Origin of the sequence: Halomarina oriensis (genome assembly GCF_009791395.1) — an archaeon.
In the GTDB taxonomy this organism is placed as follows: domain Archaea; phylum Halobacteriota; class Halobacteria; order Halobacteriales; family Haloarculaceae; genus Halomarina; species Halomarina oriensis.
Map to the genome: position 1 here is coordinate 14,275 of NZ_WSZK01000042.1, position 25,789 is coordinate 40,063.

Below are 25,789 nucleotides of genomic sequence, written 5' to 3' on the forward strand. Positions count from 1 at the left end.
CGCGTTCCGGTTCCTCGGGCCGTCACACCACGAGCGACCGAGGCATCCGGACGCCGGCGTCAGCTGTACCGTTCCTCGTTCCACGGGTTCGCGGTGTCGGAGTACCCCCGTCGCTCCCAGTAGCCCAGTTCCGCCTCGGTGAGGAACTCCACGCCACTGACCCACTTCGCGCCCTTGTAGGCGTACTTGTGTGGCGTGACGACGCGGACGGGTCCGCCGTGGTCGTCCGGGAGCGGTTCGCCGTCGAGTTCCCACGTGAACAGCACCTCCTCGCGCATACACTCGTCGAGCGGGAGGTCGGTCGTGTAGTCGTCGAAGCCGTAGAACATGACGTGGCTCGCGTCGTCGTGGACGCCCGCCAGTTCGGCCAGCGTCGGGAAACTGACGCCCGTGAACTCGTTGTCGTAGCGACTCCACCCCGTCACGCAGTGAAAGTCCTGTCGCTGGGTCTCGCCGGGCAGGTCACGGAACTCCTCTACGGAGAACTCCAGCGGTTCGTCGACGGCCCCCCACACCTCGAAGCTCCACGTCTCGGGCGACCACGACGGCGTCCCACTCTTCGAGAGGACGGGGAACCGTTCGGTCTCGCGCTGTCCCGGTGGCAGTCGCTCACCGTCGAACTCCTCGTGGAGGTCGGTGACGTCACGAACGCTCATGGGGTCTCTCGGTGAGCCGTGGAGGTATGCCTGCCGTTCTCCCGACGGGCCGGACGACACCCGCGAAGGGTGCGTGACGCCCCGCGTGCGACGTGTCTGCCGATTGCATAATTGAAAAGGCACTGCTTGCTTCGGAAAAGATAATTGTTCCGGTCCAAAAGCGGATTTTGTGCTGGGCCAAGATTCCCCGTCAGAATTAAATAGCCCACTATCAAATCGGGGTGTAACGATGCCAAAAGTCGAGCTAAACATCCCCGAGCACCTCGAGATGCAGATGACCCAGATGATCGAGCAGGGCGAGTTCGTCAACCGCGAGGAGGCCGTCGAGGACCTGTTGGCGGCCGGACTGCGGGCCTACCGAACGGGCGGTGCGGTGGACGACGACGACCCCGGTGCCTTCGAGGACGACGGCATGATGGGTCACGACGACGAGTACGTCTTCTGACCGACGCTCTCCTCTCGATTCCCGCCGCCGTCGAGCGTCGGCCACCGACGACGGCGCGACCGTTCCCCACGAGACGGGATAGCGTGAAGCGCGTAACGTTTACCAACTCCTCGAAGATAGCTTGAGTATGCACAAAGACGAACTTCTCGAACTGCACGAGCAGATGGTCGCCATCATGGAGTACTTCCGCGCACAGGAAGACGTCGACAGCACCCTCTTCGACCCCTACGACCAACTCGACGTCTCGCCCGACGACGTCCACAAGTCGAAATCCGAACACAAACACGCCGTCTTCGTCCTCGGGAACGCCCTCGCCAGCGCGATGAGCGAGGACGAGTTCTCGGACGCCGGACGCATCTCCAAGCGGATGGAGGAACTCGCCGACGACGCCGAGTCGAAGCTGTAAACCCACGTTTTTACGCCTCGGGTCGCGCACGGCGCGACCGCTCAGCGCAAAAACCTGGACTGAAAAAGACCGCTCGCTCGGCGCGAAGCGCCTCGCTCGCGGTACAACGTACGAGCATACCGCACCGCACAGCGTGCCGGTAGTGGTAGACCCGTGCCGCGAGTCTCACAGCAGCCGCCTCTCAGGTCAACCGCTCGGTGAGTCCGCCCCGTCGAACCACTGTGGTGGGGTGGCTGCCCCGTGAGTTAACCTCCCGCGCCTCCGTACCGGAGATAATGGCTACTGGAATCCGACAGAGTGCTGAGCACGGCTGGTACTGGTCGTACGACGGCGAGCCGGTGGTACTCTTGGGGGGAAGTGAGAAAGACAACCTCTTCCAGTGGACCGGGACCCGGTTACAGGACCAACTCGATGATCTCGTCGAGGCTGGTGGGAATTTCGTCCGTAATACGATGTCCGACCGCGGCGAAGAGGACGTCTCACCGTTCGAGACGAGCGACGACGGCAGCTACGACCTCGACCGGTGGAACGAATCGTACTGGACCCGCCTGTCGTCGTTCCTCGACGCGACTGCAACGCGTGACGTCATCGTCGGACTGACGCTATGGGATCAGCACGATTTCAACGGGGCGAAGTGGAATACCCACGCGTGGAATCCGGCCAACAACAGGACCCTTCCGGCGGACGCTCTGCCCACCTCAGGAGGTGACCACTGGCAGGACAGAATCGAGTTCTTCCGCACGGTCGAGGACGGGAACGAGACCGTTCTCGACTATCAAGAGCGGTTCGTCGACGAGGTTCTCGACTACACGCTCGAGTACGACCACGTCATCTACAACGCGACGAACGAGGGGTGGGCCGGTATCGAATGGGAACTCCACTGGGCAGAGTACGTCTTAGAACGGGCTCAGCACGAAGGCGTCAAGGTCGATGTCGGGAATATGAACTTGGACCCGGAAGACTCCGTAAGGAAGGCAATCGAGTACCCGGACACGTTCTCCTACGTCGAGCTGTCCCAGCACAACCAGGACGCTGCTGGGTCGAGCGGGCCGGAACACTACAAGAAACTGCAGGAATGGCGCACGGAGGTCGAAGAGGCCGTCGGACCCCGACCGTTCAACAACGTGAAAATCTATGGTGGGTTCGACGGCGGGAACGAGAACGCTGGCACTGCAGATGAAGCGGTCAGGCGATTCTGGCGGAACGTGCTCGGTGGCTGTGCCGCCTGTCGATTCCACCGACAAGTTGCGGCTGGCGAAGCCACCTGGGGCATCGGCAGCAGTGAGCGAGCTCGTCGACAGATTCGGTCAGTTCGTATGGTAGAGGAGGTCGTCGACCTCTGTCGAGCGGTTCCTCGACAGGAAGCGCTCCTCGACAGGACGGCCGACGAAGCGTACTGCGCTGGCGTTCCCGAAGACTCGTATGTCGTCTACCTGCCAGACGGTGGTGACGTGACGCTCTCTCTCGGTGAGGGGCCTCACGACGTTCGATATCTCGACCCGGAGACGGCGACGTGGACTGATGATGCGACTATCGACGGTGTGGGGAGTCAGACGATCTCGCCGTCACGCACACAGTGCCTCTTAGTCGTGACCCAACCACCGTCGTAGCGGAGACACGATAGAGCCGAGCTACTGTTAGACTCACGCTCTCTGTCTAACAGCAGGTTCAGTGGAAGGTGCTTGAAAGAACGTGCAGTAGTACCGCAGCAGACGCGAAGCGTCTGCGAGGACACCCGACGAAGAAACCGGCGCTACTGATAGGCCAACCGCATGACCCACTGGGAGAAGGCGTCGGACTGCTCGTCGAGTTCGTCGTCGGCGACAAACGGCGAGAGCATGTCGCCGGCCATCAGGAGTTGGAAGTCGAGGTCCATCGCCGTCGGGGAGAGGAGGTAGGTGTTGTGGCCCTCGTAGACCGTCTCCTCGCGGTCGATGAGGTCCTTCTCGGCGAGCGACTCGACGATACGACTGCCCTTCCGCGAGGAGACGTCGAGTTCCTTCCAGAACTCGCTCTGGTGGATGCCGCCGGTCCGGCGGACGAGGTCCAAGCCGGCACGCTCGTCCTCCGTGAGGTCGGCCTCAGCAGTGCTCATACAGTGGCTACGAACGCACGCCGGATTAAATCTGACTGTCTCCTTGCGTCTGCCTGCCTGTGGCCCGAAGCGGACGGGCCACGGAGCGCTCAGACCGACGCGTCGACGCGCTCGAAGGGCGTCTCACACGGCGGGCCGTCGGCGTACCAGAATCGGCTGTCGCCGCTCGCGTCGACGGTGACCAGCGAGGAGGACTTCGTGCCGAACCCCTCGGGGGCGCGGTCCGGGTTGGCGTCGTCGTCCGGGTCGCCGTTCGTCTCGACCGGTTGGCCGCCGTGGATGCAGACGCCGAACTCGTGGTCGCCCAGTGCGTCACCCGCCCGCGTCCGCCACGCCTCGGGAGTCTCGCCCGGTTCGGGTTGGAGATACTCGAACAGTCGCCGACCGTTCGCTGCCTGACGCTTCGCGGGGGCGGGACGAACCTCCGGAACGAAGTACGACGTGTCGTAGCCGACGTTCATCACGACGTGGACGCCGGGGTCGAACTGGTGGATGGAGCCACCGCCCTCGTCGGAGACCAGGAAACAGCCGGCGGCGTCGGCGACGAGCAGGAAGAACCCCTCGTAGCGACGTCGGTCGAGTTCACGCTCGATGCCGCGGACGGCCTCCTCGGCGCTCGGCGAGTCGAGGGCGTCGAGGACCAACCGGCCGCGCGAGCGCTCGCCCGGCGGCGTCTCGACCCAGCGGTTCGTGATGGCGACGAAGACGCCCTCGTCGTTGTAACCCATCCACGTCCCGCCCGCCTCCTCGTCGCGGGGGGCGACGACCCGTCGGCCGGAGTCGAGCGTTCGAGCCGCGGGGGGTGACGACTCGCGGGCGTAGGCCTCGTCGCGGTTGGCGGCGACCACCAGCGGGTGCTCCTCGAACGTCTGCCAGGCGAACGTGAGCGTACACACGAGTCGACGTAGGCGCCCGCGCGGATTAAGCGTTGAGCGCGGCTCGCGGACTCACGGCCGCTCCCCGGCCAGTCGCTCGCGGACGGCGTCGCGTCCGGCGGTCCCCGACTCGGTGCGTGGGATGTCGTCGAACGCCAGCACACGCGGGAGTTTGTAGCCCGCCAGCCGGTCCCGACAGTGTGCCTCGACGGTCCCGGCGTCGAGAGCGACTCCCGGTTGTGGTTCGACGAGCGCGGCCACGCGCTGGCCCCACTCCTCGTCGGGGAGGCCGACGACGACGGCGTCCCGGACCGTCGGCAGTTCCCGGAGGACGGCCGCCACCTCGCCGGGGTCGACGTTCTGCCCGCCGGTGACGATACGGTCGTCCTTCCGGTTGTGGACGTAGAGGCGGCCCGCCTCGTCGCGGTGGCCGACGTCGCCGGTCAGCAGGCCGCTCGTCCCGAACGCCGCCCGCGTCGCGGCCGGGTCCTCGTAGTACCCCGGCGTCACCGTCGGGCCGCTGACGGCGAGTTCGCCGGGCGTCCCCGTCGGAACGACGTCGCCGTGGTCGTCGACGACGGTCACGTCGGTGAACAGCAGCGGTCGACCGACGGAGTTCGGGGCCGCGGGGGCCTCGCCGGGGGCCGCCGTGGCTATCTGCGAGGCCGTCTCTGTCATGCCGTACGTCGGACAGACCGGGACGCCGCGGTCGGCACAGCGCTCGACGAGTTCCGGCGGCGTCGGCGCGCCACCGACGAGGACGAACCGCAGCGAGTCGGGCGGGTCGCCCGCGTCGAGCAGTCGGCGGAGCATCGTCGGGACGACGGAGACGCCCGTCGCTCCGTGGTCGGTCATCGCCGCGAGCAGGCCCTCGGCGTCCGTCGGACAGCGGACGAGGGTCGCCCCGTAGAGCGTCGTCCGGTAGACCGGCGCGAGCCCGCCCATCGAACTCGGGGCGAGCGGCGACGCCCAGCGGTCGCCCGGCAGCGTGCCGAGGCGGAACGCGCTCGCCGCCGCACTCGCCAGCACGTTCTTGACCGTGAGGACGACGAGTTTCGGGCGGCCGGTCGTCCCCGAGGTGAACAGCATCACGAGCGGGTCCTCCGGGTCCCACTCCGGGAGGTCGAACGGTCGTGGGTCGGTCGCCGCGAGCGGGTCGGCTCGCGTGTCTCCCCGTCCGTTCTCCTCCGGGTCGTCCCCGTCCGGTTCGTCGTCGGGCGACTCTTCGGGAGGGTCCGACAGCGACCGGACCGGTACGTCCCCGGCACTCGCCAGCGAACGCTCGGCGGTCGACCCGTCACAGAGCAGGACGTCGAGGTCCGCCCGGTCGATGCGTGGGGTGAGTTCGTTGGTCGTCAGTCGCGCCGAGAAGGGGACGAGACACGCGCCGACCCGCATCGTCGCGTGGACGGCCGCGACGGCCTCGACGCCCGGTTCGACGAGCAGGCCGACGTGGTGGTCGACGCAGACGCCCTCGGCTGCGAGTCGGCCGGCGAGGCGCTCGACGGTCCGGTCGAGTTCGCGGTAGGTGACGGTCCGGCCGCTCGTGGCGTCGGCGACGGCGGTCGACGACGGCGAGAGTCGTGCTCGTTGGCCGAACCAGTCACGCACTGTCCGAGGTGCTACTGCGAGGTACATTTCCCTTTCCCTCCGGAACGGCGATGCGACCGGCGCTGACGGGAGCAGGGTCGGCCGTCAGGTCCGCCGCGAGCAGGTCGGCGGTCGCCAGTCCACAGGCCCGGACGGTCGGGAGCGAGGCGGCGAGGTGGACGGTCGCGGTCCGGGCGTAGACGGCGTCGATGGTCGTCGTCACCACGACGTCGACGCCGCGCTCGATGGCGTCGAGCGCGACCGTTCGCGCCCGGTCGACGCCGCCGAGCGCCATCGGTTTCAGGACGAGCACGTCGGCGGCACCCGCGTCGACGACCACCTCGGGTGCGGTCGACGCCAGCGACTCGTCGAGCGCGACACCGACGCTCCCGCCGACCTCGGCGACGTACGCCCGGAGGTCGGCGTGGCCCGCCACGTCCGTCGCGGGGAGTGGCTGTTCGAGGTATGCCAGTTCACAGTCGGCCAGCGCGTCGACGGCCTCGCGGGCCGTGTCGCGGTCCCACGCCCCGTTGCAGTCAGCCCGCAGTTCGACGTCGGGGCAGGCCTCGCGGACTGCCCGGAGTCGCGCCACGTCCTCCTCGAGCGGGCGGGCACCGACTTTCACCTTCAGGCAGTCGAACCCCTCGGCGACGGCGTCGGTCGCCTCGGTCACGGTCGCTTCGACCCCACCGTCACCGACCGTCGCGTTGACGGGGACGTGCTCGACGCCACCGGCCCCACCGAGCCACCGGGACAGCGGGAGTCGGTCACGGTTGGCGGCGGCGTCGGCCAGCGCGAGCGCCACACCGTGACGGGCCGCCGGCGTGCCCGCGAACGCCTCGTCGCCACGCGGGGCGAGCGCCCGTCTGGGGTCGGGAAACCGCGAGACACGGGCGAGCGCGGACGCACACTGGTCGAGCGACTCTGTCCACCCCGCCAGCGGCGTCGCCTCGCCGACACCGCGCTGACCGGCCACCTCGACGACGACGACGAACCCCTCGCGCTCGGTCAGTTCGCCGTTCGCGGTTCCCAGTGGCTCGACCAGCGGGAGCGAGAACGGCTCGAAGCCGAGCCTCATAGCCCGACCCCGAGCGCGTCGGGCACCACGAGTCCGGCCGCGAACAGCACGGAGTGGGCCGCGAGCAGCTTTCCCGTCGTCTCCAGCGCCGGGTTGAGCGCCTCGCCGGTCGTCTCGGTCAGGACGGTTCGGGTCAGCGAGGCGGCGACGGGCAGGGTCAGGAGCGGCAGGAGGACGAGCGGCGAGTAGCCCGTCAGCGCGAACACGACGGGGACGACGTAGGCCATCCCGACCATCACGAGGAACTCGGCGCGACTGAACTCGTAGCCGAACACGACCGCGAGCGTCCGCTTTCCGGTCGCGGCGTCGGTCTCCCTGTCCCGGGCGTTGTTGACCACGAGGATGCACGTCGAGAGGCCGGCGGCGGGGAGACTGGCGACGACGGCCGCGAGCGTGACGGTCCCCTCGGGTGGGAGGAGCGCGAGCGGCGAGTCGAGCAGGACGGAGCCGAACTCGGTGGCGGCGGCTTGGACGTAGTAGGTGCCGGTCACCGCGACGAGGCCGAAGTAGACGAAGACGAAGAGGTCGCCGAGGCCGCGGTAGCCGTAGGGGTAGGGACCGCCGGTGTAGAGGATGCCGGCGGCGACGGAGGTGAGGCCGACGACGACGATAGGGAGGCCGCCGACGTAGACGAGGTAGGTGCCGAGGACGACGGCGACGGCGTAGGTGAGGTACATCGCCCGTTTGACCGCCGCGGCGTCGATGAGACCGCCGGCGGTGACGCGGGTGAACCCCTCGCGGTCCTCGGTGTCGGCCCCGTTGACGGCGTCGTAGTAGTCGTTGGCGAAGTTCGTCCCGACCTGCAGGAGGAGCGCACCGACCAGCGCGGCGAACGCCGGGAGCGCGCTGAACACGCCGGCGTGGACGGCGACGCCCGCGCCGACGACGACGGGCGCGGCCCCCGCCGGGAGCGTCTGTGGACGCGCGGCCATCAGCCACGCTCTGGTCCGTGAGACGGACTCGGTCTCTGCCATTGGTCGGGAGTCGAGCGCGGCGAGTATCAATCTCCGCGTTTCGTCGCGGCGGGTCGGCGTCCCGTGGGTCGACCCGACCGCCCGGAGGACCGGTCTTCGGGGCGGTCCCGTGGTTCAGTTCGACCCCGACGTCCCACCACGGAGCGACCGGTCGCCCCACGGCGGATCGGTGTGCCAGTCGAAGGCGGCGGCGACGAAGCCGACACCGACCAGTCCCCAACCGACGACGGCGACGGCGGGGACGGTGCTCGCGGTACAGCGGTAGTTCGCACCGTCGAGGTTCTCGCCGAAGCGGAGTTCGCCGCTCTCGAAGGTGACGCCGTAGCCGCCGCTGTTCGGATAGCTCGCCTCGTCGTTACAGGTCACCGACGACCCGTAGACGCCGACGGAGAAGACGAGCGCACCGAGGAGGACGACGCCGATGATGGGGCCGGCACGGGTGTCGAGCGGGCGGAGCACCGCGACGGTCGGAATGACGACGACCACCCCGGCGTACACCAGCAGCGGGAGGTCGGGGAGCAGTCGGGTGCCGAGGAGGACGTAGGTCAGGCCGAAGAGGAGCACCGCCGCGGCGACGACGAGCACGGCGGCACGGGCCAGCGCACGGAGCATGCGTATCACACCACACGGACCCACAAGTGTATGCCGGTGAACCGGTTCCGAAAACGGGGTCCGGAAGGGTGATGACCCGGTGGTCTACCAGGGCTGTTCGACGACGACGGTCTCGTCGCGGTCCGGGCCGACGCCGACGGCGTAGACCGGTGCGTCGAGTTCCTCGGCGACGTACGCCAGATACGTCCGTGCGTTCTCGGGGATGGCGTCGTAGCCCTCCTCGGCGACGGCCGACCAGTCGGGGTCCGCCCAGCCGTCGAACTCACGGAAGACGGCCTCGCACTCGCCCCACTTCTCGGTGGTCGCGGGCATCGTCGGCGTCTCCTCGCCGCGGAACTCGTAGGCGTGGCCGACCTTCACGGTGTCCAGGCCCGCCAGCACGTCGAGGTGGTTGACCGCGAGGCCGGTGAACCCGTTGGCGCGTGCGGCGTGGCGCAGCATCGGCATGTCGAGCCAGCCGACCCGACGTGGTCGGCCGGTGACGGTGCCGTACTCGCCGCCCTCGTCGCGGATGTACGTCGCCAGTTCCTCGGCGTCCGCGGAGGTGTCGCCGCCGTCGTCGGGGGTCTGCCCCTCGACGTGGCCGAGTTCGGTCGGGAGCGGGCCGGTCCCGACCCGCGAGAGGTACGCCTTGACGACGCCGACGACCTCGCTCCCGTCGCCACCGACGACGGTCGGGCCGAGCCCGGTGCCGGTCGCCGCCCCACCCGAGGTCGGGTTCGAGGACGTGACGTACGGGTAGACGCCGTGGTCGATGTCCAGCGAGGTGCCCTGTGCGCCTTCGAGCATCACGTTCTCGTCGCCCGTGACGTGGTCGGCGAGGAACGACCCACAGTCGACGGCCATGTCCTCGTCGGCGAGACGCTCGCCGAACGCGCGGGCGTGCTCGAACATCGCCTCGATATCGAACGCGCCGTCGAGGTCGGGGTGGTCGGCGTCGCCGCCGAAGACGTCCTCGTAGAGTGCGCGTTTCTGCGGGACGACGTACTCCAGTCGTTCGCGCAGGACCGTCTCGTCGAGCAGGTCACCGATACGGACGCCCCGACGACCCGCCTTGTCCTCGTAGGTCGGACCGATACCGCGACCCGTCGTGCCGGCCGCGAGGTCCTCCTTCTCGGTCTCCTCGATACCGTCGAGAACGCGGTGGTACGGCATGATGACGTGCGCGCGTTCGGCGACGCGCACGTCGGGGTCCATCCCGCGCTCGCGCAGGGCGTCGATCTCCGAGAACAGCGTCTCGGGATTGACGACACAGCCGTTGCCGAGCACGCCGACCGTTCCGCGAACGACGCCGCTGGGGACCAGCGACAGTTTGTACTCCTCGCCGCCGTGGACGACGGTGTGGCCGGCGTTGTCCCCACCCTGATAGCGGGCGACGACGTCGGCGTCCGCGCCGTAGAGGTCCACGACGCGGCCTTTCCCTTCGTCGCCGAGCTGTGACCCGACGATAGTGACAGTCATCGAGTGACGCTTCCGGAGGCCGTACCAAACCGATTACGGTCCCCCGTCGGCCCGACCGACCGAACGGTCACGGTCGTCCGGGCATGTTGGCATCTGCCACAACCGTTATACGTCACCCCTCAGAAGAGGGTGACAGCGATAGAATCGGCCGACGGACAGCAACACTTAAAGGTTGCAAACACAAGTTAACAATTGCCATGATAGATAGGCTTGAGAAGGAAGTCGACATGCTCGAACGCCATCTGCAGGTCCTCAAGATGGTCATCGAGAACGAGCCCATCGGTATCGTCAAGATGTCTAACGAGACGGGGTACCCGCACCACAAGGTGCGCTACTCCCTCCGGGTCCTCGAAGAGGAAGACCTCATCGAGCCCTCCAGCCAGGGTGCGATTACGACCGAGACGACGGCGGAGTTCGTCGCCGACCTCGACGACAAGGTCGACGAGATCGTCGACAAACTCGACGGTATGAAGATCGACGAGATGCCCGAGATCGAGAGCTGAACGAGCGATAGTTTTCTGCGGGCTACAGGTCGGGAAGCGTCAGGTGGAACCGACGGTCTCTCGCCTCCACCAGACAGAGGTGGTAGCCACGCTTCCGTGAGAGCTTCACGAACCCCTCGCGTTTGCCACCACCGAACAGTCCACCGCTCGCGGTCCGCTCGGTGGCGAGTTCGAGCGCGCTCGGCTCGAAGAACGACGAGGTGACGAGGAAGGCACACGCGAACTCGTCGTGTTCCTCGCCGACGCGGCCGCTCTTCTCCAGGACCGACTCCATCTCGTCTCCTGTGGCTGGGTCCCGCGAGTCGTGGACGTCCACGCAGACCAGCGGGTTCCCGAGGCGGTCCCGACAGACCACGTCGAACGCGACGGTGCTCTCGCCGCCGAGCACCTCGACCTCGCCGTAGAGGTCCGCCCGGTCGATACGCGGGAGTGCGTCGTACAGCGGTCGGAGCCCCTCGACGTGGCCCGTGTCCCGAATCTCGTACAGCAGGTCACCGACCAGCCACGTCACGAGTTCGTGTTCGAGCGTCGTCGGGAGGAACTGCTCGTACTCCTCGTCCCCGACGGCCGTCCGTGCGGCGTCGAACCGGGTGTGGTGTTCGAGGTCGAGGTTCCCCCGGACGGCGTCGCGGTTGTCCGCACCCTCGTGGGCGTCGTCGAGCGTCTCCGCGCTCTTCGACTGGTAGCGGACGAACAGGTCCGTCGCCTTCAGCGCGGCCTCCGGGCCGACCTGCTCGAAGTCCGCGGGCGGCTTGCCGGCGGCGACCTCCGTCTCCAGTTCGGCCACGCGGGACTGCAACCGGTCGCGTTCGTCGGCGAGTTCCTCGCGTTCCTCGTCGAGTCGGCGACGCTCGGCTTCGAGCGACTCCAGTTTCGACTCCAGTTCGGCGAGTCGCTCGTCCTCGACGGTCGACTCGGCCGACCCGCTCGCGGGAACGGCGAACTCCTCGTCGAGTCGCTCGCCCTCCCCCTCGGAGAACAGGTCGTCGAGTTCCGACGCGTCCTCCGTCGACGTGTCGCCCGTCGATTCTTCGGGTGGCGACTCGTCGGCCGACTGCGGTTCGGTGGTCGAGGGCGTCTCGGTGCTCGGTTCGGCCCCGGCCGAGGCGTCGTCGGCATCGGTGTCGGTCGAGGTGTCGAACCCGGTCGGCTGGGACGGTATCGCGGCTGAGGGGTCGGCCGGCGTCTCCTCGCGTTCGGTGGCGTCGTCCACCGCCGACGTCAGGTCGTCGTCCGGGTCGGCCGGCGGGGCCGGTGGTTCGGTTCCGGCCTCGGGTCCAGTCTCGCCCTCGGCTTCGGCGTCGTCCAGTTCGACCTCGTCGAGCGAGGCAGCGACCGCCTCGTCCGTCGAGTCGCCCTCGGGCGACCGGGCGGAGTCGTCGGCCGGCCCCGTCGGCCCCTCGGCCGTGTCGTCGCTCGCCTCGTCGGCGTCGGGGGCCGCCTCCGGTCGCTCCGGTGTCGCGGTGTCGTCGAGCGGCACGTCGGCCTCCGGTGGGGGTGACGGCGTACTCCCGTCGTCGGCCGCCTCGCTCGTGTCGCCCGTGAGCGTCGATTCGAGGTCCAGGTCGTCCGGGGCCGTCGACTCGGTGGCCTCGGGCCGGCCGGCAGGTCGGTCGCCGGTCTCTGCCGTCTCCGTCGTCTGTTCGTCGATGGGTCGCTCGTTCGCCGTCCCGTTCGCGGCGTTCGCGTCGGTCGGTCCGGTCGAATCGGGACTCTCGGAGTCGGCCGGCGTGGTGTCGCTCCCGATGACGGCCGTGTTCGTGTCCGCGTTCGCCGGGTCGGACGGGGTCGGCAGGTCGAGAATCGAGAGGTCGACGGCGACGACGTCGTACAGTCCCACTTCGTCGTTCGTACGCTCTCCTGCCTCCTCGCCGGTGAGCAGTCGCTCGGACTGGCCGACGAACGCGGCGTGCATCGGCGTCCCGCCGTAGTAGACGACGTAGTAGTCGCCGCTGAGGACGTTCTCCGAGAGTTCGACGTAGCCGGTGAACCCCCCCCTGCGCGAGCGTCCTGTCGACCTCCGAGAGCGGCGTGCGTTCGGTGTAGTACTGGCCGCGTTTCTCCCCGCCCCGTTCGAGCATGGCGAACAGGAGTGGGAGCGCGTCGTCGGGTGCGCTGTAGGCGGTGCCGCTCGCGTCCTCGAACGTCTCGACGGTCCCATCGACGACGCCGATGGCGTGGCCGTTGAGCATGAACAGCCACGCCCCGTCGGCCGACACCGCTCCCGAGAAGCCCCCGGCGGCGAGTTCGTGGAGGCCGCCGTCTCCCCCGGAGAACGGTTGGGACGACCAGCCCCGTATCCGGTCGGCGGTTCGTGTTTGCATACCGGGCGATTGGACTGCCCGGTGATATAACTTCGACCTTTCGTCACTCCGACCGATTCGGTCCGTCGCGTCCGGTGCGGTCCCGGTCGGTCCGGACACGACTGCGGCCGAGTGTCTTCCGTTCACGACGACCCGACCCGCTCACAAGACTTATTCTGAGACCGACACAACTCCCGAGAGATGCCCTCCCGCAGAACGTTGCTCGCCGGTCTGGGTACCGCCGGAGTGACCGCGCTCGCCGGGTGCCTCGGCAGCGAGACGCCGTCGTACGAACCGGGGACGGAGACGGATACCGACTGGCCGATGCCCCGCTACGACGTCGAGCACACCGGGTACAGTCCGAACGCGCTCGGTCCACGCGAGTCGGTCCGCGAGCGGTGGTCCGTCTCGGAGTGGGTGGCCAGCGGGACGCCGGCCATCGTCGACGGGACGGTCTACTTCCCGACGGCCGAGAGCCTTCTCGCCCTCGACGCCGAGACGGGCGAACGGGTGTGGGAGTACGCCCCCGAGAGCCAACCGTGGCCCTCCTCGCCGAGCGTCCACGACGGCCTCGTCTACGTCAGTGCGGTCGACGAAGGCACCGTCGCGGCCCTCGACGCGGAGACGGGCGAGGAGGTCTGGCGCGACACCAACACGACGGGCGTGGCCGCGCCGCCGTACCTCTGGGTCGGCGAGCACGTCGGCACGCCGAGCGTCGTCGTCGGTGGCGAGGACGGCGTGCTGGCGTTCCTCGACCCGACGACCGGCGAGACGGTGTGGGAGACGGACCTCTTCGGAGCTATCACGACCATCGCCTACCACCGCACCCAACACTACGTCGGCACGCGCGGCGGCGATGTGTACGCGTTCACGAGCTGGGGTGACGTGAGCGCCGAGCACCCGCCGACCGAGGAGTGGCGACGGCGGGTCGGCGGGATGGTCGAGGGACTCCTCCCCCACGACAACGGCGTCCTCGTCTCGACGTTCGGCGGCCCGCTCACCAACCTCCGAGTCGGCGCGAACGCGGGCACGACGGACTGGACGATGGGCAAGGGAGGGGCGCGGACCATCCCCACGAACGCCGGTGGCACCGTCGTCGCGGGCGGCTACGACGAACTCACGGCGTTCCGCGCCTCCGACGAGCGGACCCACTGGACCGCGGACGGCGACTACGGGGGCGTCCCGCCCGTCGCGGCGGGCGACACGGTGTACGCGAGCGCCGGCGACACCGTCCGCGCGTTCGCGCTCGACAGTGAGGGTGGACTGCTCGGCGGGGGAGCGGCCGAACGCTGGTCGTTCGAGACCCACGAGGGGTCGGACGTGGGCCTCGCCGTCGCCGACGGGGCGCTCTTCGTCTCCTGTCAGGACACGCAGGGCGACGGCACGACGCTGTTCTGTCTGGAGTCGGCCTGAGCGGGGCGGGTCGGACCGACGGCACACCTCCCGGCCGCCGACGAATCGACGCGCTCCTCGGTCGGTGCGACGTCGCTCGCTCGTCGATGTCGGTCGCAAAGAGCGTGGGTCTACCGGTGAGTAGCCCCATCGGTCACTGCTCCCGATGGGTGACTTCGTATCGGGGCCGGTGTACTCTCGTTTCGAGCGGTCGGAACCCACGCAGGGGGGTCGACGGTCGTCTCGCCGACTGCCGAGAACTCTCGACTGTAGTGGCCCTCGACGGTGATCTCGGGAGATTGGACGAGCCTCCCGGTGTAGTCGACGCTGTACCGTTCGACCCGGCCACTCTCCGAGAGTCGCGCGGTGACCGTCCCGTCGGTGATGTTCACTCCCGGATACTGCCCCGCCTCGAACGTGCCGGAGAGGTTCGCCGAGAGGTGAACCGACCCGTCGTCCGTCCCAACGGTCACGTCGGTCACGTTCCGGTAGAAGAGCAGGAGCAGCTGCTGGCCGGTCCGGTCGCTCCCCGCCCACAGATACGCTTCGTACTGGGGGTCGGTCGGTCCGCCGATTCGGTAGTACGTGGCGGTCCCGTTCGACCACGCGTCGACTGCCGTGGTCGGGCCGTCGAACGGACGCTGAGGAACACCGTATTCGGTCGTTCCCCGCCAGACCGAGTGATTCGCTGCGACCCGTTGTCGTCCGGTCCGGTCGAGTAGCGACGTCCCGTTCTCCGCCACGATGGTCTCGGTGAACCGGGTCGTGAAACCGACGCCCGTCAGCGACGAATCGTGAGCAGACGCCAGTCTGCTGGCGTTCTCGACACCGTCGTCGGAGAGTCCGGGAGGGACGCTCGCGGCGTGTTCGTCGGCCCCGGCAGAGGACTGCCGAGGCCACTACAACCGGCGAGGAGCACCACGACACACAGGACGAGCGGGAGTGACCGAGAGGGCATTCGGTACGAATGTTCGGTTCACCAATACTAATATACGGGGGTGTCGGTCGAGAAGGCCTCCCCGACGTCCGGCCGTGACCCATCACACGCGCGACACGGGTCGAAGGGAGCGACGAACGAACACGAGCGGAACTCTGCTGACTACCTACCGGTGTGTCAGATCCGGAGGGTGGGTGTATCGTCGACGGCTATCGCCCGTCCGAATATTTATTCTCCGATTCGTGTGACAGAGAGTATGAGAGACCCCCTCCGACGACGCGTTCTGCTCGCTGGACTCTCCACGGGCGTGGCCTCGGCGCTCGCTGGCTGTTCTGCACTCGGCGACGACGACACCTCGAAACCGGAGCCGTACCGTATCGGGGGTATCAGTCTGCTGAACGACGACTCGACGTCACACACCGTCGACCTACTGGTCGAACGCGATCGCGAGATCGTTCACTGGGAAGCGTACGACCTCGCGGAGCGAAGCGGTGACGGGGCTTCGGCGGACGCGGTCGAGAGCTCTTCGTTCGGTGGGTGCACACCCGGCCGGTATTCGGTCGCCGTCCGAGTCGACGACACGGCCACACGGGTACTCGAAGCGGCCGACGAGGGTGCGAGGAGAGAGAACGCGTGGCGAACGCTGCTCATCGAAGACGGTGGAACGCTGCGGTGGGCGGTGACGGTCCTGTCCGACGACGAAGAGAACTGTCCGACCACCACACAGCAGGGGTAGTCACGACTCGCGCCCGCCTGTTCGGGAGGATGCTCCCGTGTCGGTCGCGCTGTCACGACCTGCGGCGTGAGACGTGGGTCGGCACGCTTTTGGCCCACTCCCTCGATTCGACGGGTATGAACGAATCCCTGATGGACATCCTCTGTTGTCCGCTCGACAAGCAGGACCTCGAACTGGAGGTCGTGCGCCGTGACGACGACGAGGTGCTCGACGGCCGCCTCGTCTGTACGGAGTGTGGTGAGGAGTACCCCATCGAGGAGGGCATCCCGAACCTCCTCCCGCCGGACATGCGAGAGGGCGCACCGGCGTAACGGTTTTCTACCCACACACCGACTGGCTACGCCGTGAACGAGAGCCTCGTCGTCGACGTCAACCACGACGGGATGCACACGCTCGGCGTCCCATCGGAGTTCACCACGCCCGGTAGCTTCGACGTTCGTCTCCAGAACCACGGCGAGGCCACCCACGTCCACCTGAAACTCGACGACGACCTCTCGACGAACGCCACGCTCGAAGAGGGCCACCACTACGTCGAGAAGGGTGACACGCAGGTCGTCCGCGTGACCGTCGCGGACGGAGCGACCGGTCGGGGAGTCCTCGAGGTGACGACGGCACACGGCGGCACCACCGAGGAGGTGAGCGTCGAACTCGGCGCGGCCCCGGAGAAACCCCCCGTCGAAATCGACGAGTCGCTGGCCGACCCCGCCACCCGAACCGAGGAGCGACCGCTCGACACCGACGAGGTCCTGACGGCCGAACTCGTCCCGGCGCTCGCGCTCGGCGGCGTCGCCATCCTGCTGGCCGCCTCGACACTCCTCACCGGCGGAACCGTCGCCATCGTCCTCGGCGTGCTGGCCGCCGTGAGCGCACTGGGGGCGGCCGCGTACGTCTACTCGAACCGCTCGGCCGTCTGACCGGGCGCGCGGCGCTCGTGGGTCGTCCGTGCCCGCTCAGGTCTCACTCGTCGTCGGCCGCGTCGCCCCCGGCGAGGCCTCCCTCCTCGTCGAAGCGTTTCGCCCGGAGCCAGCGCGCCCGATAGCGGTTCGCCCCGTCGTAGACGTCGGCTTCGCGTATCTCGTCGGTTCGACCGTCGGCGACGGCCTCGATGATGTCCTCCAGTTGGTTCTTCTCGCTGGGCGTCAGCGTGAGCGTGTACTCGCGTTCGGTCTCGCCTTCGAGGACCGCCCAGTTGCGGGCGGCGGCGACGACGACCGAACACGGCTCTCGACAGGGGAACTCGCCGTCGCCGCGGGGTACGTCGAGTTCGGTGTCCGCGTCCTCGTCCCACTGGCGGCGCTTGAGACACTGTGAGTCGACACAGCAGGATTCGGCCAGCCACTCGACTTGCTCGCCCGACAGTTCGTCGACGATGTCGTAGATGCCGGTCTGTCGCTCGGCCGTCTCGCGCCAGTGGGTGACGTCGAGGTCGCCCTGCTGCTCGCGGTGCCAGTTGGCGACCGTCGCGGGGTAGAAGAAGTCGACGGCCTGCACCAACTGCTCGCCCGAGAGGTCGGGGAACACCCACCCGGTCCGGAGCGTCGGAGCGGTCTTCAGCGGGCGGTAGTCGCCGTCGTCGGTCTCGGTGGCGAGGTGTCGGGCCGCCAGCGGGTCGGTGTAGACGCTCAGGTCGTCGAGCGACCCGTCGGCGTCGGCCTCGTGACGCAGGTCGTAGCGACGACGGCCGTCGCTGGCGAGTCTGGTCGTGACGAGCAGTTGCCCCCAGGTCCGACTGATGCCGCCGTCGACGAGCATCGCGTAGCGCTCTCCGAGGCCGCGTTCGTCGCTCCCTTCGACCCACTGCAGGAACGCACGGCGGGTCTCGGGGAGGTCACGCCAGGTCGTCCGTTCGTGGTAGAGACCGGCCCCGGCGTGGACGAGACTGACGACGCTCCGTGCGTAGGTGGCTGCCCCGCGCAGCGACTCGGACAGGGATGCCTTCATACCGGAACCGATGGGTGGGAGAGCGATAAAAGCGGGCCGTTCGGCGTCGCCGGCCCGTGGGGGACGACGGTCTCAGTCGCCCACCACGCCGCCCGTCTCCGCGCGGACGCGGGAGATGGCGTTGCCGACGTTCGCACCGGCCTCGGCGGCGCGTTCGAGCACCACGTCGGCCATGAGCGGTTCGGTCCCCACCGCACCCGCGTACCAGACGTTCGTCCCGTCGACGGTCGCCGGCACGTCGTAGCCCTCGCGGTAGTCGTCGGTGATGCCCATGTCCTCGGGGATGTCCTCCTGGGTGTGGAAGCCGTCGGCGATGAACAGCGGGACGACGACCACGTCGTCGCTCTCGAAGAACTCGGCGACGTCGTCGACTTCGGGCTCTTCGTCCATGAACAGCGCCTCCACCTCGTCGAACCGGCCCGTCTCGCGGATGCGGTCGGTGTGGTAGTGGATGGCCTTCGCGGAGTTCTCGTTGCGCTCGGTGCCGTGGCCGACGACGGCCAGACCGAACCCCTCGCCTACCTCGGGGTCGCCGGTCACAGACTCCGCCCGCTGGACGATGACGTCGCTCATCGCGTCGTGCGTGCCGACCGGCCCGCAGTAGTGGACCGTCTTGCCCGCGACGTCCGTCGCGGTGAGCGTCGTGTGACTCGCGCTGGTCCCGTCGGAGTCCCACTGCTCGACGTCCCAGCCCTCCAGACGGAGTTCGCGGGGGATGACCTGCTCGGTGAAGTAGCCCTCCGAGACGAACAGCGGGACGACGTACACCTCGTCGGCCTCGACGGTCCGGAGCACCTCGCGGAACGACGGTTCCTCCTTCCAGAACGCCTCGCGGACCTCGTCGAACGCCCCCGACGCGCGGATGGTGTCGGCGTGGTCGAACGTCGGGGTGCTCGAATCGGGGTTGAGGTGCGACCCGTGGGCGACGATGACGAGCGCCTGTGACATGGACGAAGTTAGGGACGTCGGCCGCTTAGGGGCTTCGCTCTCGGGTGTTCGTCGCGTACCGTGCGTGTTCTCACGACGTGAAAACACCGCTCTCGACTTATGTCCGGTGCGTGGATACGTCCACTCGCATGGTCCCCAGCAACCTTCGGTCCTCCCTCGCCGCGGTCTGTCTCGCCGCACTGCTCGTCACGAGCGGGTGCATGGCGACCGGTCCGGTCGAGGACGACACGGTACAGAGCTACGCCCAGCAGTTCGAACAGGAGATGAACGACCTCGACGGGTTCACCGCGACGCGGACGACGACGGTGACGTACGACGGTGAGAACACCACCTCGACCGACGAGGTGTGGGTCCGCCCGGGAACCGGCGAGATGCGCGCGGAGACCGTCGCGCCCGACGAACGAACGGGTGACGTGGTCGTCCGGACGATGAACACCTCGTGGAGCTACGACGCCAGCGAGAACAGCGCGTACAGCATCGACTTCTCGGAGAGCGACCTCCCGCGGACGAACGGCTTCGGCTACCGCCTCGACGACATCGCCGAGCAGTCGAACGTCTCGTACGCGGGCACGGAGGAACTCGACGGTGAGACGGTCCACCGCATCGAGTTCGCGGCCACCAACACCGGGGTGGCGAACTCGAACGTCACCGTCTGGGTCGACGCCGACACCCGCTTCCCGGTGAAACTCCACCAGACCGTCGAGAGCGACGACGTCGACATGGCGATCACGATTCGCTACGACGACGTCGAACTCAACCCCGGTATCGACGACGACCGGTTCACCTTCGAGCCACCGGCGAACGCGACGGTCGAGGAGACGGAACTCCCGCCGATGGAACGCTACGAGTCGCTCGACGCGCTCCGCGAGAACGCGTCGATGACCGTCCCCGACCCCGCGCTCCCCGAGGGGTTCGAACTGGAGCAGGCCGTCGTCACCCACCTCGACGAGGGTGAGTCCCTCTCGATGACGTTCTCCAACGGGACGGCGATGGTCTCCGTCGGCGTGCAGGACGCCGGCGTCTACGGGAACCGCTCGCTCGACGGCGGCGAGACGGTGCCCGTCGGCGAGACGACGGGCACCTACCGGACGTTCGCCGACACCGGCACCGTCCAGTGGACCTGTGACGACCACCGACACAGCGTCGGTGGGGCGCTGTCGAAGGCCGCCCTGCTCGACGTCGCCGAGTCGATGGGCTGCGAGTAATCTCCGTCCCGCGATTGCGAACACGGACACGGAACCGTTTTTCTGCCTCCGTTCCGGGAGTACGAACGACCCCAATGAGTCGCACCCTCCGACCGGCCCTCGTTGCCGTGCTGTGCTGTCTCCTGCTCGTGACGAGCGGGTGTAGCGCCGTCACCGACCTCACCGGCGAGCGAACCGCCACGCCGCCGAGTGCCGCGGACGCGGCGGCTAGCTACCGTGGGTTCGACGCCCTCGAAGCCACCGTCGTCACCGAAGTCGACGGCGAGACCGAGACACGAGCGCACGTCGTCCAGCGCCCCTCGACGGGCGAGACGTGGCGCGAGACGCTCGCACCCGCCGAACGGGCGGACGACCGGGTCGTCTCCAACCGGTCGGTGACGTGGAGTTACGACGCCAGCGAGAACGACGCGACCCGTATCGACACCTCGCGGTTCGAGGCCGCCAACGACAGCTACCCCGAGTACCTCCGTCGAGTGTTCGCGGCGCTCGACCGCACCGAGGACAGCGAGGTGTCGGTCGGTGTCTCCCCGCTTCCGGTCGTCCCCGCGACCCCCACACCACAGCCACCGGGGGACGCGACGGTCGGCCAGCAGACCGTCGAGTACGCCGGCACGGCGACGGTGGACGGCCGCGAAACCCACGTCGTCCGGTTGGTCACCGAGGACACCGACGGTGAGTTCGCCGTCCGCAACCAGACCGTCTACCTCGACGCCGAGCACTTCTTCCCGATTCGCCAGCGGATGGCGTTCCGGATGGACGGCAACGTGACCCGTTACGACGTGACCTACCGGAACGTCACGTTCGACCCGAACGTCTCGACGGACCGGTTCCGGTTCGACCCGCCGGAGGGGACCACCGTCAGCGAGACGTCGCTCCCGGAGTCGACGACCTACGACTCCGTCGAGGCGCTCCGAGCGGAGACCAACGCCTCGGTCGGGGACCCGACCGTTCCCGACGGGTTCTCGTTGCGCGAGGCTCGCTACACCGTCTCGACGGAGCGGAACTACACGACGGTGACACGGACCTACGAGAACGAGACGGGCGTCCTCTCGGTGGCCGTCCGCAACAGGACGGACCTGTTCTCCGGCGTGGGCGAGAGCGAGAACGTCAGTCTCGGGCCGGTTACCGGACAGTACCGCGAGTTCGGTGCGTCCAGGTCGGTGTCGTGGACGGCGAACGGGAGCTACTACAGCGTGAGTAGCAACGTCGTGTCGAGAGCGACCCTCCTCGACGTGGCTCGGTCGCTGGTCCGGGCGGACGCGGTGGAGCGACGGCGCGACTACGGCCGGGCGTACAGCGAGTAGGCGATGAACGCGAGGCCGACGAACTGGAGCGACCTGACGACGAGGGTGAACGGGCCACGCAGGGACGCATCGAGCAGTCCGTAGCGCAGGAGGGCGCTCCCCACGAACGCCGCGCTGAACGTCACCGCGGTCAGCAACACCAGTCCGACGGAGAGATAGCGCATCGAACGGCTGGCGTTGCGTCGGAAGCCACGATACGCCTGCCAGCCGATGAACAGACCGAGCAGCGTCGACGCGCCGGCCAGTACGACGGTGGCGACCCAGACGAGGTCGAGGGTCGCCGGGAACTGTATCGCCGTCATCACAGGTCCTCCCACATGCGAGTGAAGCGGTCGGCGACGTCGTCCGCCCGTCCGTCGACACGTTCGAGGGTCGCCGTGAACTCCCCGTCGTCGAGGGCGACGGCGAACCGCTGGAGTCGAGCGGTGTAGACGCTGGTGTGGTTGCCGTCACGTCGCGGCCGGGTCCGTTCGTCGAGGAGACCGCAGTCGGTGAGTTGGTCGATACGACGGTAGACGGTGGGGAGGGAGGCGTCGCACCGTTCGCTGAGTGTCTTCGCGGACATTGGTTCTACGCTCGTCTCGGTGAGGATGGCTCGGGCGTGCTCGTCGCTGAGCAGGTCGAGCACCGTCGGCAGCGGCGACTCCTCACACACACGATGACTCTGCAGCGTCCCGACTATTAAGTGGCCGATACCGATTTCACGCCGAGAGAACGGGGTCCGGGGCGCTTATGTCCACGTCCCCCTCCGCTTCGGCCATGTCCCTCGCCGCAGCGACCCGCGACGCCGTCCGTGCCCGACCGTTCCTCGCCGACGCGCTCCGGGCAGGGGTGCTCAACTACGCCGCCGCCGCCCGCCTCTTACGTGAGGAGGTCGACGCGCTCGCCGACGCCGACGAGGACACCGTGACCGCCGCACTGCGTCGGTTCGGTGACGACCTCGCACCCTACGAACCGGCGACCGGCGACGCTCGGGTGTCGATGCGGAGCGGTGTCGGCCCCGTCGAGAACGCCGCCGACGAGGTGGACGAGCCGCTCCTCCGGGTCGGCGGGACGGCGCTCGCCGCCGGCGGCACGGGGACGGCCATCGTCGTGGAGGGGACGGTCGACGCCGGCGTCCTCGCCGGCATCCTCGACCGCCTTCGGACGGCGGCGGTGGCGGTCGAGGCGGCGGGCGTCGCGGGCGACGCGCTGGTCGTCGTCGTGCCGCGGCGGTCCGGCCCGGACGCGCTCCGAATCGTCGAGGACTGCGTCTGAGGCGTCGGCCGGAGGGTCGTTACGACGCCTCCACTCGCCGCGCGAGACGGTGCCCGACGTCGGGAACGCCGACGACGAGCGCCGCCGCGAGGACGCTCACGCCGAACATCAGCGGCAACGGGGGCTGGACGACGTACAGGACTCCGAAGCCGACGACGGTGACGAGGAACACCGTCAGACTGAGCGCGACGGTCGTCCGCGTCACCGAGAACGACACCTCGTTGTCGACCAGTCCGTACCACCCGAGGGCCGCCCCGGCCGCCCCGCCCAGCGCGATGACGCTGTCGAACGACTGCTGGGTGAGGACGGCGACGACCCCGACGGCGACGGCGACGACGAACACCCGACCGGGTTCGGTCCCGCGCGCCGAGAGCCAGTAGAGGCCGAAGAGGACGCCCAGACCGATGGCCGTCCCGGCGACCACGTCGACGAAGTAGTGGACGCCGAGCGCGAGTCGTGAGAACGCGACGAGGCCGACGACGCCGGCGACCAGCGCGGTCCGGTAGCCACGCGGCCGCCGGTCGAGGACGAGGCCGACACCGCCCCAGACGAGCGTCGTCCCGATGGCGTGCCCGCTCGGGAAGCCGTAGCCCGTCGCGGTCGCGGTGTTCTCGAACACCGGGACGAAGAACGTGGGGAGCCACGGGATGGTCGGGGCGACACCCGCCCGAGGCGGCCGCGGGAGTTCGAACGCCCCCTTCATCGCCGAGACGAGGACGATGTAGACGATGGGCAACGCGAGGACGAACGCGCCGCGTCGTCGTCTCGCCGGTGACGTACTCGTACTGAACGCGACGTAACAGCCCCCCGCGAGCAGGAACAGGAACCAGACGTCGCCTAGCTGTGTGAGTAGCGCCAGCGGTAGCTCCCCGACCCCGGCGAAGAGGTCACGGAGCCACTCGGTGACGCCGATACTGCGGCCCGGCTGGGTCATCGACCCTCCGCGCTCGGGCGAGACGCTCGGTCGGTCGGACGGTTCGTGACGGGGGCCACTGCCGTGGGACTACTGCCGTGTCGTTCTTTAGTCGTGGGGTTACCCTCCCGTCTCTCCGGAGTCCGCTCGGTCGTCGCCGGGAAGCCCGCCGAGGACGCCGTACCGGAGACGGTAGAGCACGAACCCGGCCAACTGGCCGAGGCCGAACGCCTGCTGGTCGGCCTCCCGGTCGCCGAAGACCAGTCGACGGCCGGTGTTCTGGAGCGCCATGAGCAGGATGCGTCGGCGCTTGTTCGTCCGCACGCCGTGCCAGTCGGTGTCGGTGGCCCAGCCGTAGGCGACGCCGGCGAAGAGGCCGCCGAGCGTCCACGGCGAGGTCCACTCCGGCACCTCGAGGGACTCGTGGTCGTCAGGGTCGACACGGCGGCGGAGGGCGTCAAGGAGGGCGAGCATCGTCGCGCGCGACGAACTCGGCGATCGCCTGTCTGCGTCGGGACATACCGTCCGGTCACACGGCCGTCACATCAATCTCGCCCCCGTTCGCAACCCCGTCCCTGGTCGGTGCGTCCCGCGCCCCACGTCGCACGCCGTCTCACGGTTCCGATGCGTTGAAACCGACGCCGGCGGTATCGCGGCCATGAGCATCCGTCTTCGGAACACGCTCACGGGCGACCGGGAGGCTTTCGAACCCAGCGGTGACGAGGTCCTCCTCTACGTCTGTGGGCTCACCGTCTCGGACCCGCCACATCTGGGCCACGCTCGGCTCTGGGTCCACGCCGACGTCGTCCACCGCTGGCTGGCGTTCCGCGGCTACGACGTGCGCCACGTCGAGAACGTCACCGACGTGAACGAGAAGATCGTCGCCCGCGTCGGCGAGGACGACCTGGGCGACAGCGAGGCCGAAGTCGCGCGGACCTACCTCGAACGGGCCATCGACGACATGCGCTCGCTCAACCTCCTGCGCGCGGAGGTGTATCCGACGGTGACCGAGCACGTTCCCGAGATAATCGAGATGGTCGAGACGCTCGTCGAGGAGGGCTACGCCTACGAGTCCGACGGGTCGGTCTACTTCGACACGACCGCGTTCGAGGGATACGGCACACTGTCGAACCAGTCCATCGAGGACCTCGAAGCCAACGCACCCGACGCCGAGCAGGCCGAGAAGCGCCATCCGACGGACTTCGCGCTCTGGAAGGCCGGCGGCGTCGGCCCCGAGACGGTCGCCGAACATCGTCACGATGGGGCCGCCGACCCCGAGACGGCGAGCGCCACCGCCCAGACGTGGGCCTCACCGTGGGGCGAGGGACGACCGGGCTGGCACATCGAGTGCTCGGCGATGAGCACGACCCACCTCGGGGAGACCCTCGACATCCACATGGGGGGACAGGACCTCGTCTTCCCGCACCACGAGAACGAGATCGCCCAGAGCGAGGCCGCCACGGGCGAGCAGTTCGCCCGGTTCTGGCTCCACGTCCGCCTGCTCCAGACCGAGGGCGAGAAGATGTCGTCCTCGCTGGGCAACTTCTGGACGGTCGAGACCGCAGTCGAGGACCTCGGAGCGAACGTCGTCCGAACGTTCCTGCTCTCGACGGCCTACGACTCCGAGCAGACGTACTCCGAGGCGACCGTCGAGGAAGCGCGGGAACGGTGGGACCGCCTCCAGCGGTCCTACGAGCGGGCGACGGAGGCGCTCGACTCCGCGGACGCCTCCGCGAAGGCGAGCGACGAGGACCTGCGGAGCGTCGTCCAACGTGCACAGACCGACTTCACCGAGGCGATGGACGAGAACGTCAACACGCGCGGTGCGCTCGCGGCGCTGCTCGAACTCGCCACCGCGGTCAACCGCCACGTCGACGAGGCCGACCGCTACGACCAGCGGGCGCTCGGTGACGCCGTCGACACGTTCGGCGCGCTCGGCGGAACCGTCCTCGGGTTGACGTTCGGCGCGGCCTCGGCGGAGGGCGACGTGACGCTCGCGGGCGACCTCGCCGACCTCCTCCTGGGCGTCCGGGAGGAGGAACGCGAAGCGGGCAACTACGACCGCGCCGACCGCATCCGCGACGACCTGGAGGCGCTCGGCGTCGAGGTCGAGGACGGCGACGACGGGCCGACCTACCGACTGTAGCGCGAACCCGCC

28 protein-coding genes are annotated in these 25,789 nt (G+C 68.6%); 12 read left to right on the forward strand and 16 right to left on the reverse strand.

What is annotated here, in order from left to right:
• Positions 1-59 precede the first annotated feature (59 nt).
• The gene (locus GQS65_RS20490) at positions 60-656 is read right to left on the reverse strand and encodes a sulfite oxidase-like oxidoreductase (RefSeq protein WP_158206479.1); all 597 of its coding nucleotides are present in this window, start codon (positions 654-656) and stop codon (positions 60-62) included.
• A gap of 229 nt (positions 657-885) precedes the next feature.
• On the opposite strand from GQS65_RS20490, the gene GQS65_RS20495 reads away from it, so the two are divergent.
• The 3 genes from GQS65_RS20495 (at position 886) to GQS65_RS20505 (ending at position 3,117) form a co-directional block, all read left to right on the forward strand.
• The gene (locus tag GQS65_RS20495) at positions 886-1,101 is read left to right on the forward strand and encodes a DUF7120 family protein (RefSeq protein ID WP_158206480.1); all 216 of its coding nucleotides are present in this window, start codon (positions 886-888) and stop codon (positions 1,099-1,101) included.
• 127 nt (positions 1,102-1,228) lie between these two features.
• On the forward strand, positions 1,229-1,507 hold the full coding sequence (locus GQS65_RS20500; RefSeq protein ID WP_158206481.1) for a UPF0058 family protein: 279 nt from the start codon (positions 1,229-1,231) through the stop codon (positions 1,505-1,507).
• 275 nt (positions 1,508-1,782) lie between these two features.
• The gene (locus tag GQS65_RS20505; RefSeq protein WP_158206482.1) at positions 1,783-3,117 is read left to right on the forward strand and encodes a hypothetical protein; all 1,335 of its coding nucleotides are present in this window, start codon (positions 1,783-1,785) and stop codon (positions 3,115-3,117) included.
• Positions 3,118-3,260: 143 nt separating this feature from the next.
• Here the strand turns inward: GQS65_RS20505 and GQS65_RS20510 are convergent, their stop codons facing one another.
• The 7 genes from GQS65_RS20510 to GQS65_RS20540 form a co-directional block, all read right to left on the reverse strand.
• Positions 3,261-3,602 (reverse strand): helix-turn-helix transcriptional regulator, encoded by a 342-nt coding sequence (locus GQS65_RS20510; RefSeq protein WP_158206483.1) that lies wholly within the window; start codon positions 3,600-3,602, stop codon positions 3,261-3,263.
• Between the two features lie 89 nt (positions 3,603-3,691).
• A complete protein-coding gene (locus tag GQS65_RS20515) occupies positions 3,692-4,498 on the reverse strand; it encodes an NRDE family protein (protein ID WP_368280389.1) in 807 nt (268 codons plus the stop codon).
• Between the two features lie 51 nt (positions 4,499-4,549).
• Positions 4,550-6,088, reverse strand: coding sequence for an AMP-binding protein (locus GQS65_RS20520; protein ID WP_368280390.1), 1,539 nt, complete (start codon positions 6,086-6,088; stop codon positions 4,550-4,552).
• Complete coding sequence (locus GQS65_RS20525) at positions 6,081-7,145, reverse strand: mandelate racemase/muconate lactonizing enzyme family protein (protein WP_158206485.1); 1,065 nt, start codon at positions 7,143-7,145, stop codon at positions 6,081-6,083. Before GQS65_RS20525 ends, GQS65_RS20520 begins: the two co-directional genes overlap by 8 nt.
• A complete protein-coding gene (locus GQS65_RS20530) occupies positions 7,142-8,119 on the reverse strand; it encodes a 1,4-dihydroxy-2-naphthoate polyprenyltransferase (protein WP_158206486.1) in 978 nt (325 codons plus the stop codon). The genes GQS65_RS20525 and GQS65_RS20530 overlap by 4 nt, the downstream gene beginning before the upstream one ends.
• 114 nt (positions 8,120-8,233) lie before the next feature.
• On the reverse strand, positions 8,234-8,731 hold the full coding sequence (locus GQS65_RS20535) for a hypothetical protein (protein ID WP_158206487.1): 498 nt from the start codon (positions 8,729-8,731) through the stop codon (positions 8,234-8,236).
• 84 nt (positions 8,732-8,815) lie between these two features.
• Positions 8,816-10,192: an adenylosuccinate synthase gene (locus tag GQS65_RS20540; protein ID WP_158206488.1), complete on the reverse strand. Its 1,377-nt coding sequence runs from the start codon at positions 10,190-10,192 to the stop codon at positions 8,816-8,818.
• Positions 10,193-10,389: 197 nt separating this feature from the next.
• On the opposite strand from GQS65_RS20540, the gene GQS65_RS20545 reads away from it, so the two are divergent.
• Complete coding sequence (locus tag GQS65_RS20545; protein WP_158206489.1) at positions 10,390-10,695, forward strand: hypothetical protein; 306 nt, start codon at positions 10,390-10,392, stop codon at positions 10,693-10,695.
• 22 nt (positions 10,696-10,717) lie between these two features.
• Here GQS65_RS20545 and GQS65_RS20550 read toward each other — a convergent pair whose 3' ends face one another.
• Positions 10,718-12,610, reverse strand: coding sequence for a DUF7527 domain-containing protein (locus GQS65_RS20550; RefSeq protein WP_158206490.1), 1,893 nt, complete (start codon positions 12,608-12,610; stop codon positions 10,718-10,720).
• Positions 12,611-13,199: 589 nt separating this feature from the next.
• On the opposite strand from GQS65_RS20550, the gene GQS65_RS20555 reads away from it, so the two are divergent.
• Positions 13,200-14,411 (forward strand): outer membrane protein assembly factor BamB family protein, encoded by a 1,212-nt coding sequence (locus GQS65_RS20555; RefSeq protein ID WP_158206491.1) that lies wholly within the window; start codon positions 13,200-13,202, stop codon positions 14,409-14,411.
• A 110-nt stretch (positions 14,412-14,521) separates the two neighbouring features.
• Here GQS65_RS20555 and GQS65_RS20560 read toward each other — a convergent pair whose 3' ends face one another.
• A complete protein-coding gene (locus GQS65_RS20560) occupies positions 14,522-15,133 on the reverse strand; it encodes a hypothetical protein (protein ID WP_158206492.1) in 612 nt (203 codons plus the stop codon).
• 450 nt (positions 15,134-15,583) lie between these two features.
• Between GQS65_RS20560 and GQS65_RS20565 the strand changes: the two genes are divergently transcribed.
• From GQS65_RS20565 to GQS65_RS20575, 3 genes are all read left to right on the forward strand, one after another.
• Positions 15,584-16,063, forward strand: coding sequence for a hypothetical protein (locus tag GQS65_RS20565; protein WP_158206493.1), 480 nt, complete (start codon positions 15,584-15,586; stop codon positions 16,061-16,063).
• Between the two features lie 116 nt (positions 16,064-16,179).
• Positions 16,180-16,374, forward strand: a complete 195-nt coding sequence (locus tag GQS65_RS20570; protein WP_158206494.1) for a methytransferase partner Trm112 — start codon at positions 16,180-16,182, stop codon at positions 16,372-16,374.
• Positions 16,375-16,407: 33 nt separating this feature from the next.
• Positions 16,408-16,977 (forward strand): DUF7524 family protein, encoded by a 570-nt coding sequence (locus tag GQS65_RS20575; protein ID WP_158206495.1) that lies wholly within the window; start codon positions 16,408-16,410, stop codon positions 16,975-16,977.
• A gap of 43 nt (positions 16,978-17,020) precedes the next feature.
• Here the strand turns inward: GQS65_RS20575 and GQS65_RS20580 are convergent, their stop codons facing one another.
• Both GQS65_RS20580 and GQS65_RS20585 read right to left on the reverse strand, forming a co-directional pair.
• Entirely contained in the window at positions 17,021-18,004 is a 984-nt protein-coding gene (locus GQS65_RS20580; RefSeq protein ID WP_158206496.1) for a DR2241 family protein, read from the reverse strand.
• Between the two features lie 72 nt (positions 18,005-18,076).
• Complete coding sequence (locus GQS65_RS20585) at positions 18,077-18,952, reverse strand: CbiX/SirB N-terminal domain-containing protein (protein WP_158206497.1); 876 nt, start codon at positions 18,950-18,952, stop codon at positions 18,077-18,079.
• 128 nt (positions 18,953-19,080) lie between these two features.
• Here GQS65_RS20585 and GQS65_RS20590 point away from each other — a divergent pair, with 128 nt between their 5' ends.
• Both GQS65_RS20590 and GQS65_RS20595 read left to right on the forward strand, forming a co-directional pair.
• On the forward strand, positions 19,081-20,157 hold the full coding sequence (locus tag GQS65_RS20590; protein ID WP_158206498.1) for a LolA family protein: 1,077 nt from the start codon (positions 19,081-19,083) through the stop codon (positions 20,155-20,157).
• A gap of 74 nt (positions 20,158-20,231) precedes the next feature.
• Complete coding sequence (locus GQS65_RS20595) at positions 20,232-21,461, forward strand: LolA family protein (protein WP_158206499.1); 1,230 nt, start codon at positions 20,232-20,234, stop codon at positions 21,459-21,461.
• Here the strand turns inward: GQS65_RS20595 and GQS65_RS20600 are convergent.
• Together GQS65_RS20600 and GQS65_RS20605 are read right to left on the reverse strand one after the other, a co-directional pair.
• A complete protein-coding gene (locus GQS65_RS20600; RefSeq protein ID WP_158206500.1) occupies positions 21,437-21,763 on the reverse strand; it encodes a DUF7521 family protein in 327 nt (108 codons plus the stop codon). The genes GQS65_RS20595 and GQS65_RS20600 overlap by 25 nt on opposite strands.
• Positions 21,763-22,116 carry a helix-turn-helix domain-containing protein gene (locus GQS65_RS20605; RefSeq protein ID WP_368280391.1) on the reverse strand — a complete coding sequence of 118 codons (354 nt, stop codon included), beginning with the start codon at positions 22,114-22,116 and terminating at the stop codon, positions 21,763-21,765. Before GQS65_RS20605 ends, GQS65_RS20600 begins: the two co-directional genes overlap by 1 nt.
• Before the next feature lie 104 nt (positions 22,117-22,220).
• Between GQS65_RS20605 and GQS65_RS20610 the strand changes: the two genes are divergently transcribed.
• The gene (locus tag GQS65_RS20610) at positions 22,221-22,718 is read left to right on the forward strand and encodes a DUF7523 family protein (RefSeq protein ID WP_158206501.1); all 498 of its coding nucleotides are present in this window, start codon (positions 22,221-22,223) and stop codon (positions 22,716-22,718) included.
• A 19-nt stretch (positions 22,719-22,737) separates the two neighbouring features.
• Here the strand turns inward: GQS65_RS20610 and GQS65_RS20615 are convergent, their stop codons facing one another.
• Together GQS65_RS20615 and GQS65_RS20620 are read right to left on the reverse strand one after the other, a co-directional pair.
• Positions 22,738-23,652 (reverse strand): phosphatase PAP2 family protein, encoded by a 915-nt coding sequence (locus GQS65_RS20615; RefSeq protein WP_158206502.1) that lies wholly within the window; start codon positions 23,650-23,652, stop codon positions 22,738-22,740.
• Between the two features lie 99 nt (positions 23,653-23,751).
• Positions 23,752-24,105: a hypothetical protein gene (locus GQS65_RS20620; protein WP_158206503.1), complete on the reverse strand. Its 354-nt coding sequence runs from the start codon at positions 24,103-24,105 to the stop codon at positions 23,752-23,754.
• Between the two features lie 184 nt (positions 24,106-24,289).
• Between GQS65_RS20620 and cysS the strand changes: the two genes are divergently transcribed.
• On the forward strand, positions 24,290-25,777 hold the full coding sequence (gene cysS / locus GQS65_RS20625) for a cysteine--tRNA ligase (protein ID WP_158206504.1): 1,488 nt from the start codon (positions 24,290-24,292) through the stop codon (positions 25,775-25,777).
• Positions 25,778-25,789: the final 12 nt, after the last annotated feature.

Coding starts and splice junctions, on each gene's coding strand:
- GQS65_RS20490 (WP_158206479.1), bottom strand. CDS start 656: ATGAGCGTTCGTGACGTCACCGACCTCCACGAGGAGTTCGACGGTGAG.
- GQS65_RS20495 (WP_158206480.1), top strand. CDS start 886: ATGCCAAAAGTCGAGCTAAACATCCCCGAGCACCTCGAGATGCAGATG.
- GQS65_RS20500 (WP_158206481.1), top strand. CDS start 1,229: ATGCACAAAGACGAACTTCTCGAACTGCACGAGCAGATGGTCGCCATC.
- GQS65_RS20505 (WP_158206482.1), top strand. CDS start 1,783: ATGGCTACTGGAATCCGACAGAGTGCTGAGCACGGCTGGTACTGGTCG.
- GQS65_RS20510 (WP_158206483.1), bottom strand. CDS start 3,602: ATGAGCACTGCTGAGGCCGACCTCACGGAGGACGAGCGTGCCGGCTTG.
- GQS65_RS20525 (WP_158206485.1), bottom strand. CDS start 7,145: ATGAGGCTCGGCTTCGAGCCGTTCTCGCTCCCGCTGGTCGAGCCACTG.
- GQS65_RS20530 (WP_158206486.1), bottom strand. CDS start 8,119: ATGGCAGAGACCGAGTCCGTCTCACGGACCAGAGCGTGGCTGATGGCC.
- GQS65_RS20535 (WP_158206487.1), bottom strand. CDS start 8,731: ATGCTCCGTGCGCTGGCCCGTGCCGCCGTGCTCGTCGTCGCCGCGGCG.
- GQS65_RS20540 (WP_158206488.1), bottom strand. CDS start 10,192: ATGACTGTCACTATCGTCGGGTCACAGCTCGGCGACGAAGGGAAAGGC.
- GQS65_RS20545 (WP_158206489.1), top strand. CDS start 10,390: ATGATAGATAGGCTTGAGAAGGAAGTCGACATGCTCGAACGCCATCTG.
- GQS65_RS20550 (WP_158206490.1), bottom strand. CDS start 12,610: ATGCACGCCGCGTTCGTCGGCCAGTCCGAGCGACTGCTCACCGGCGAG.
- GQS65_RS20555 (WP_158206491.1), top strand. CDS start 13,200: ATGCCCTCCCGCAGAACGTTGCTCGCCGGTCTGGGTACCGCCGGAGTG.
- GQS65_RS20565 (WP_158206493.1), top strand. CDS start 15,584: ATGAGAGACCCCCTCCGACGACGCGTTCTGCTCGCTGGACTCTCCACG.
- GQS65_RS20570 (WP_158206494.1), top strand. CDS start 16,180: ATGAACGAATCCCTGATGGACATCCTCTGTTGTCCGCTCGACAAGCAG.
- GQS65_RS20580 (WP_158206496.1), bottom strand. CDS start 18,004: ATGAAGGCATCCCTGTCCGAGTCGCTGCGCGGGGCAGCCACCTACGCA.
- GQS65_RS20585 (WP_158206497.1), bottom strand. CDS start 18,952: ATGTCACAGGCGCTCGTCATCGTCGCCCACGGGTCGCACCTCAACCCC.
- GQS65_RS20590 (WP_158206498.1), top strand. CDS start 19,081: ATGGTCCCCAGCAACCTTCGGTCCTCCCTCGCCGCGGTCTGTCTCGCC.
- GQS65_RS20595 (WP_158206499.1), top strand. CDS start 20,232: ATGAGTCGCACCCTCCGACCGGCCCTCGTTGCCGTGCTGTGCTGTCTC.
- GQS65_RS20600 (WP_158206500.1), bottom strand. CDS start 21,763: ATGACGGCGATACAGTTCCCGGCGACCCTCGACCTCGTCTGGGTCGCC.
- GQS65_RS20610 (WP_158206501.1), top strand. CDS start 22,221: ATGTCCCTCGCCGCAGCGACCCGCGACGCCGTCCGTGCCCGACCGTTC.
- GQS65_RS20615 (WP_158206502.1), bottom strand. CDS start 23,652: ATGACCCAGCCGGGCCGCAGTATCGGCGTCACCGAGTGGCTCCGTGAC.
- GQS65_RS20620 (WP_158206503.1), bottom strand. CDS start 24,105: ATGCTCGCCCTCCTTGACGCCCTCCGCCGCCGTGTCGACCCTGACGAC.
- cysS (WP_158206504.1), top strand. CDS start 24,290: ATGAGCATCCGTCTTCGGAACACGCTCACGGGCGACCGGGAGGCTTTC.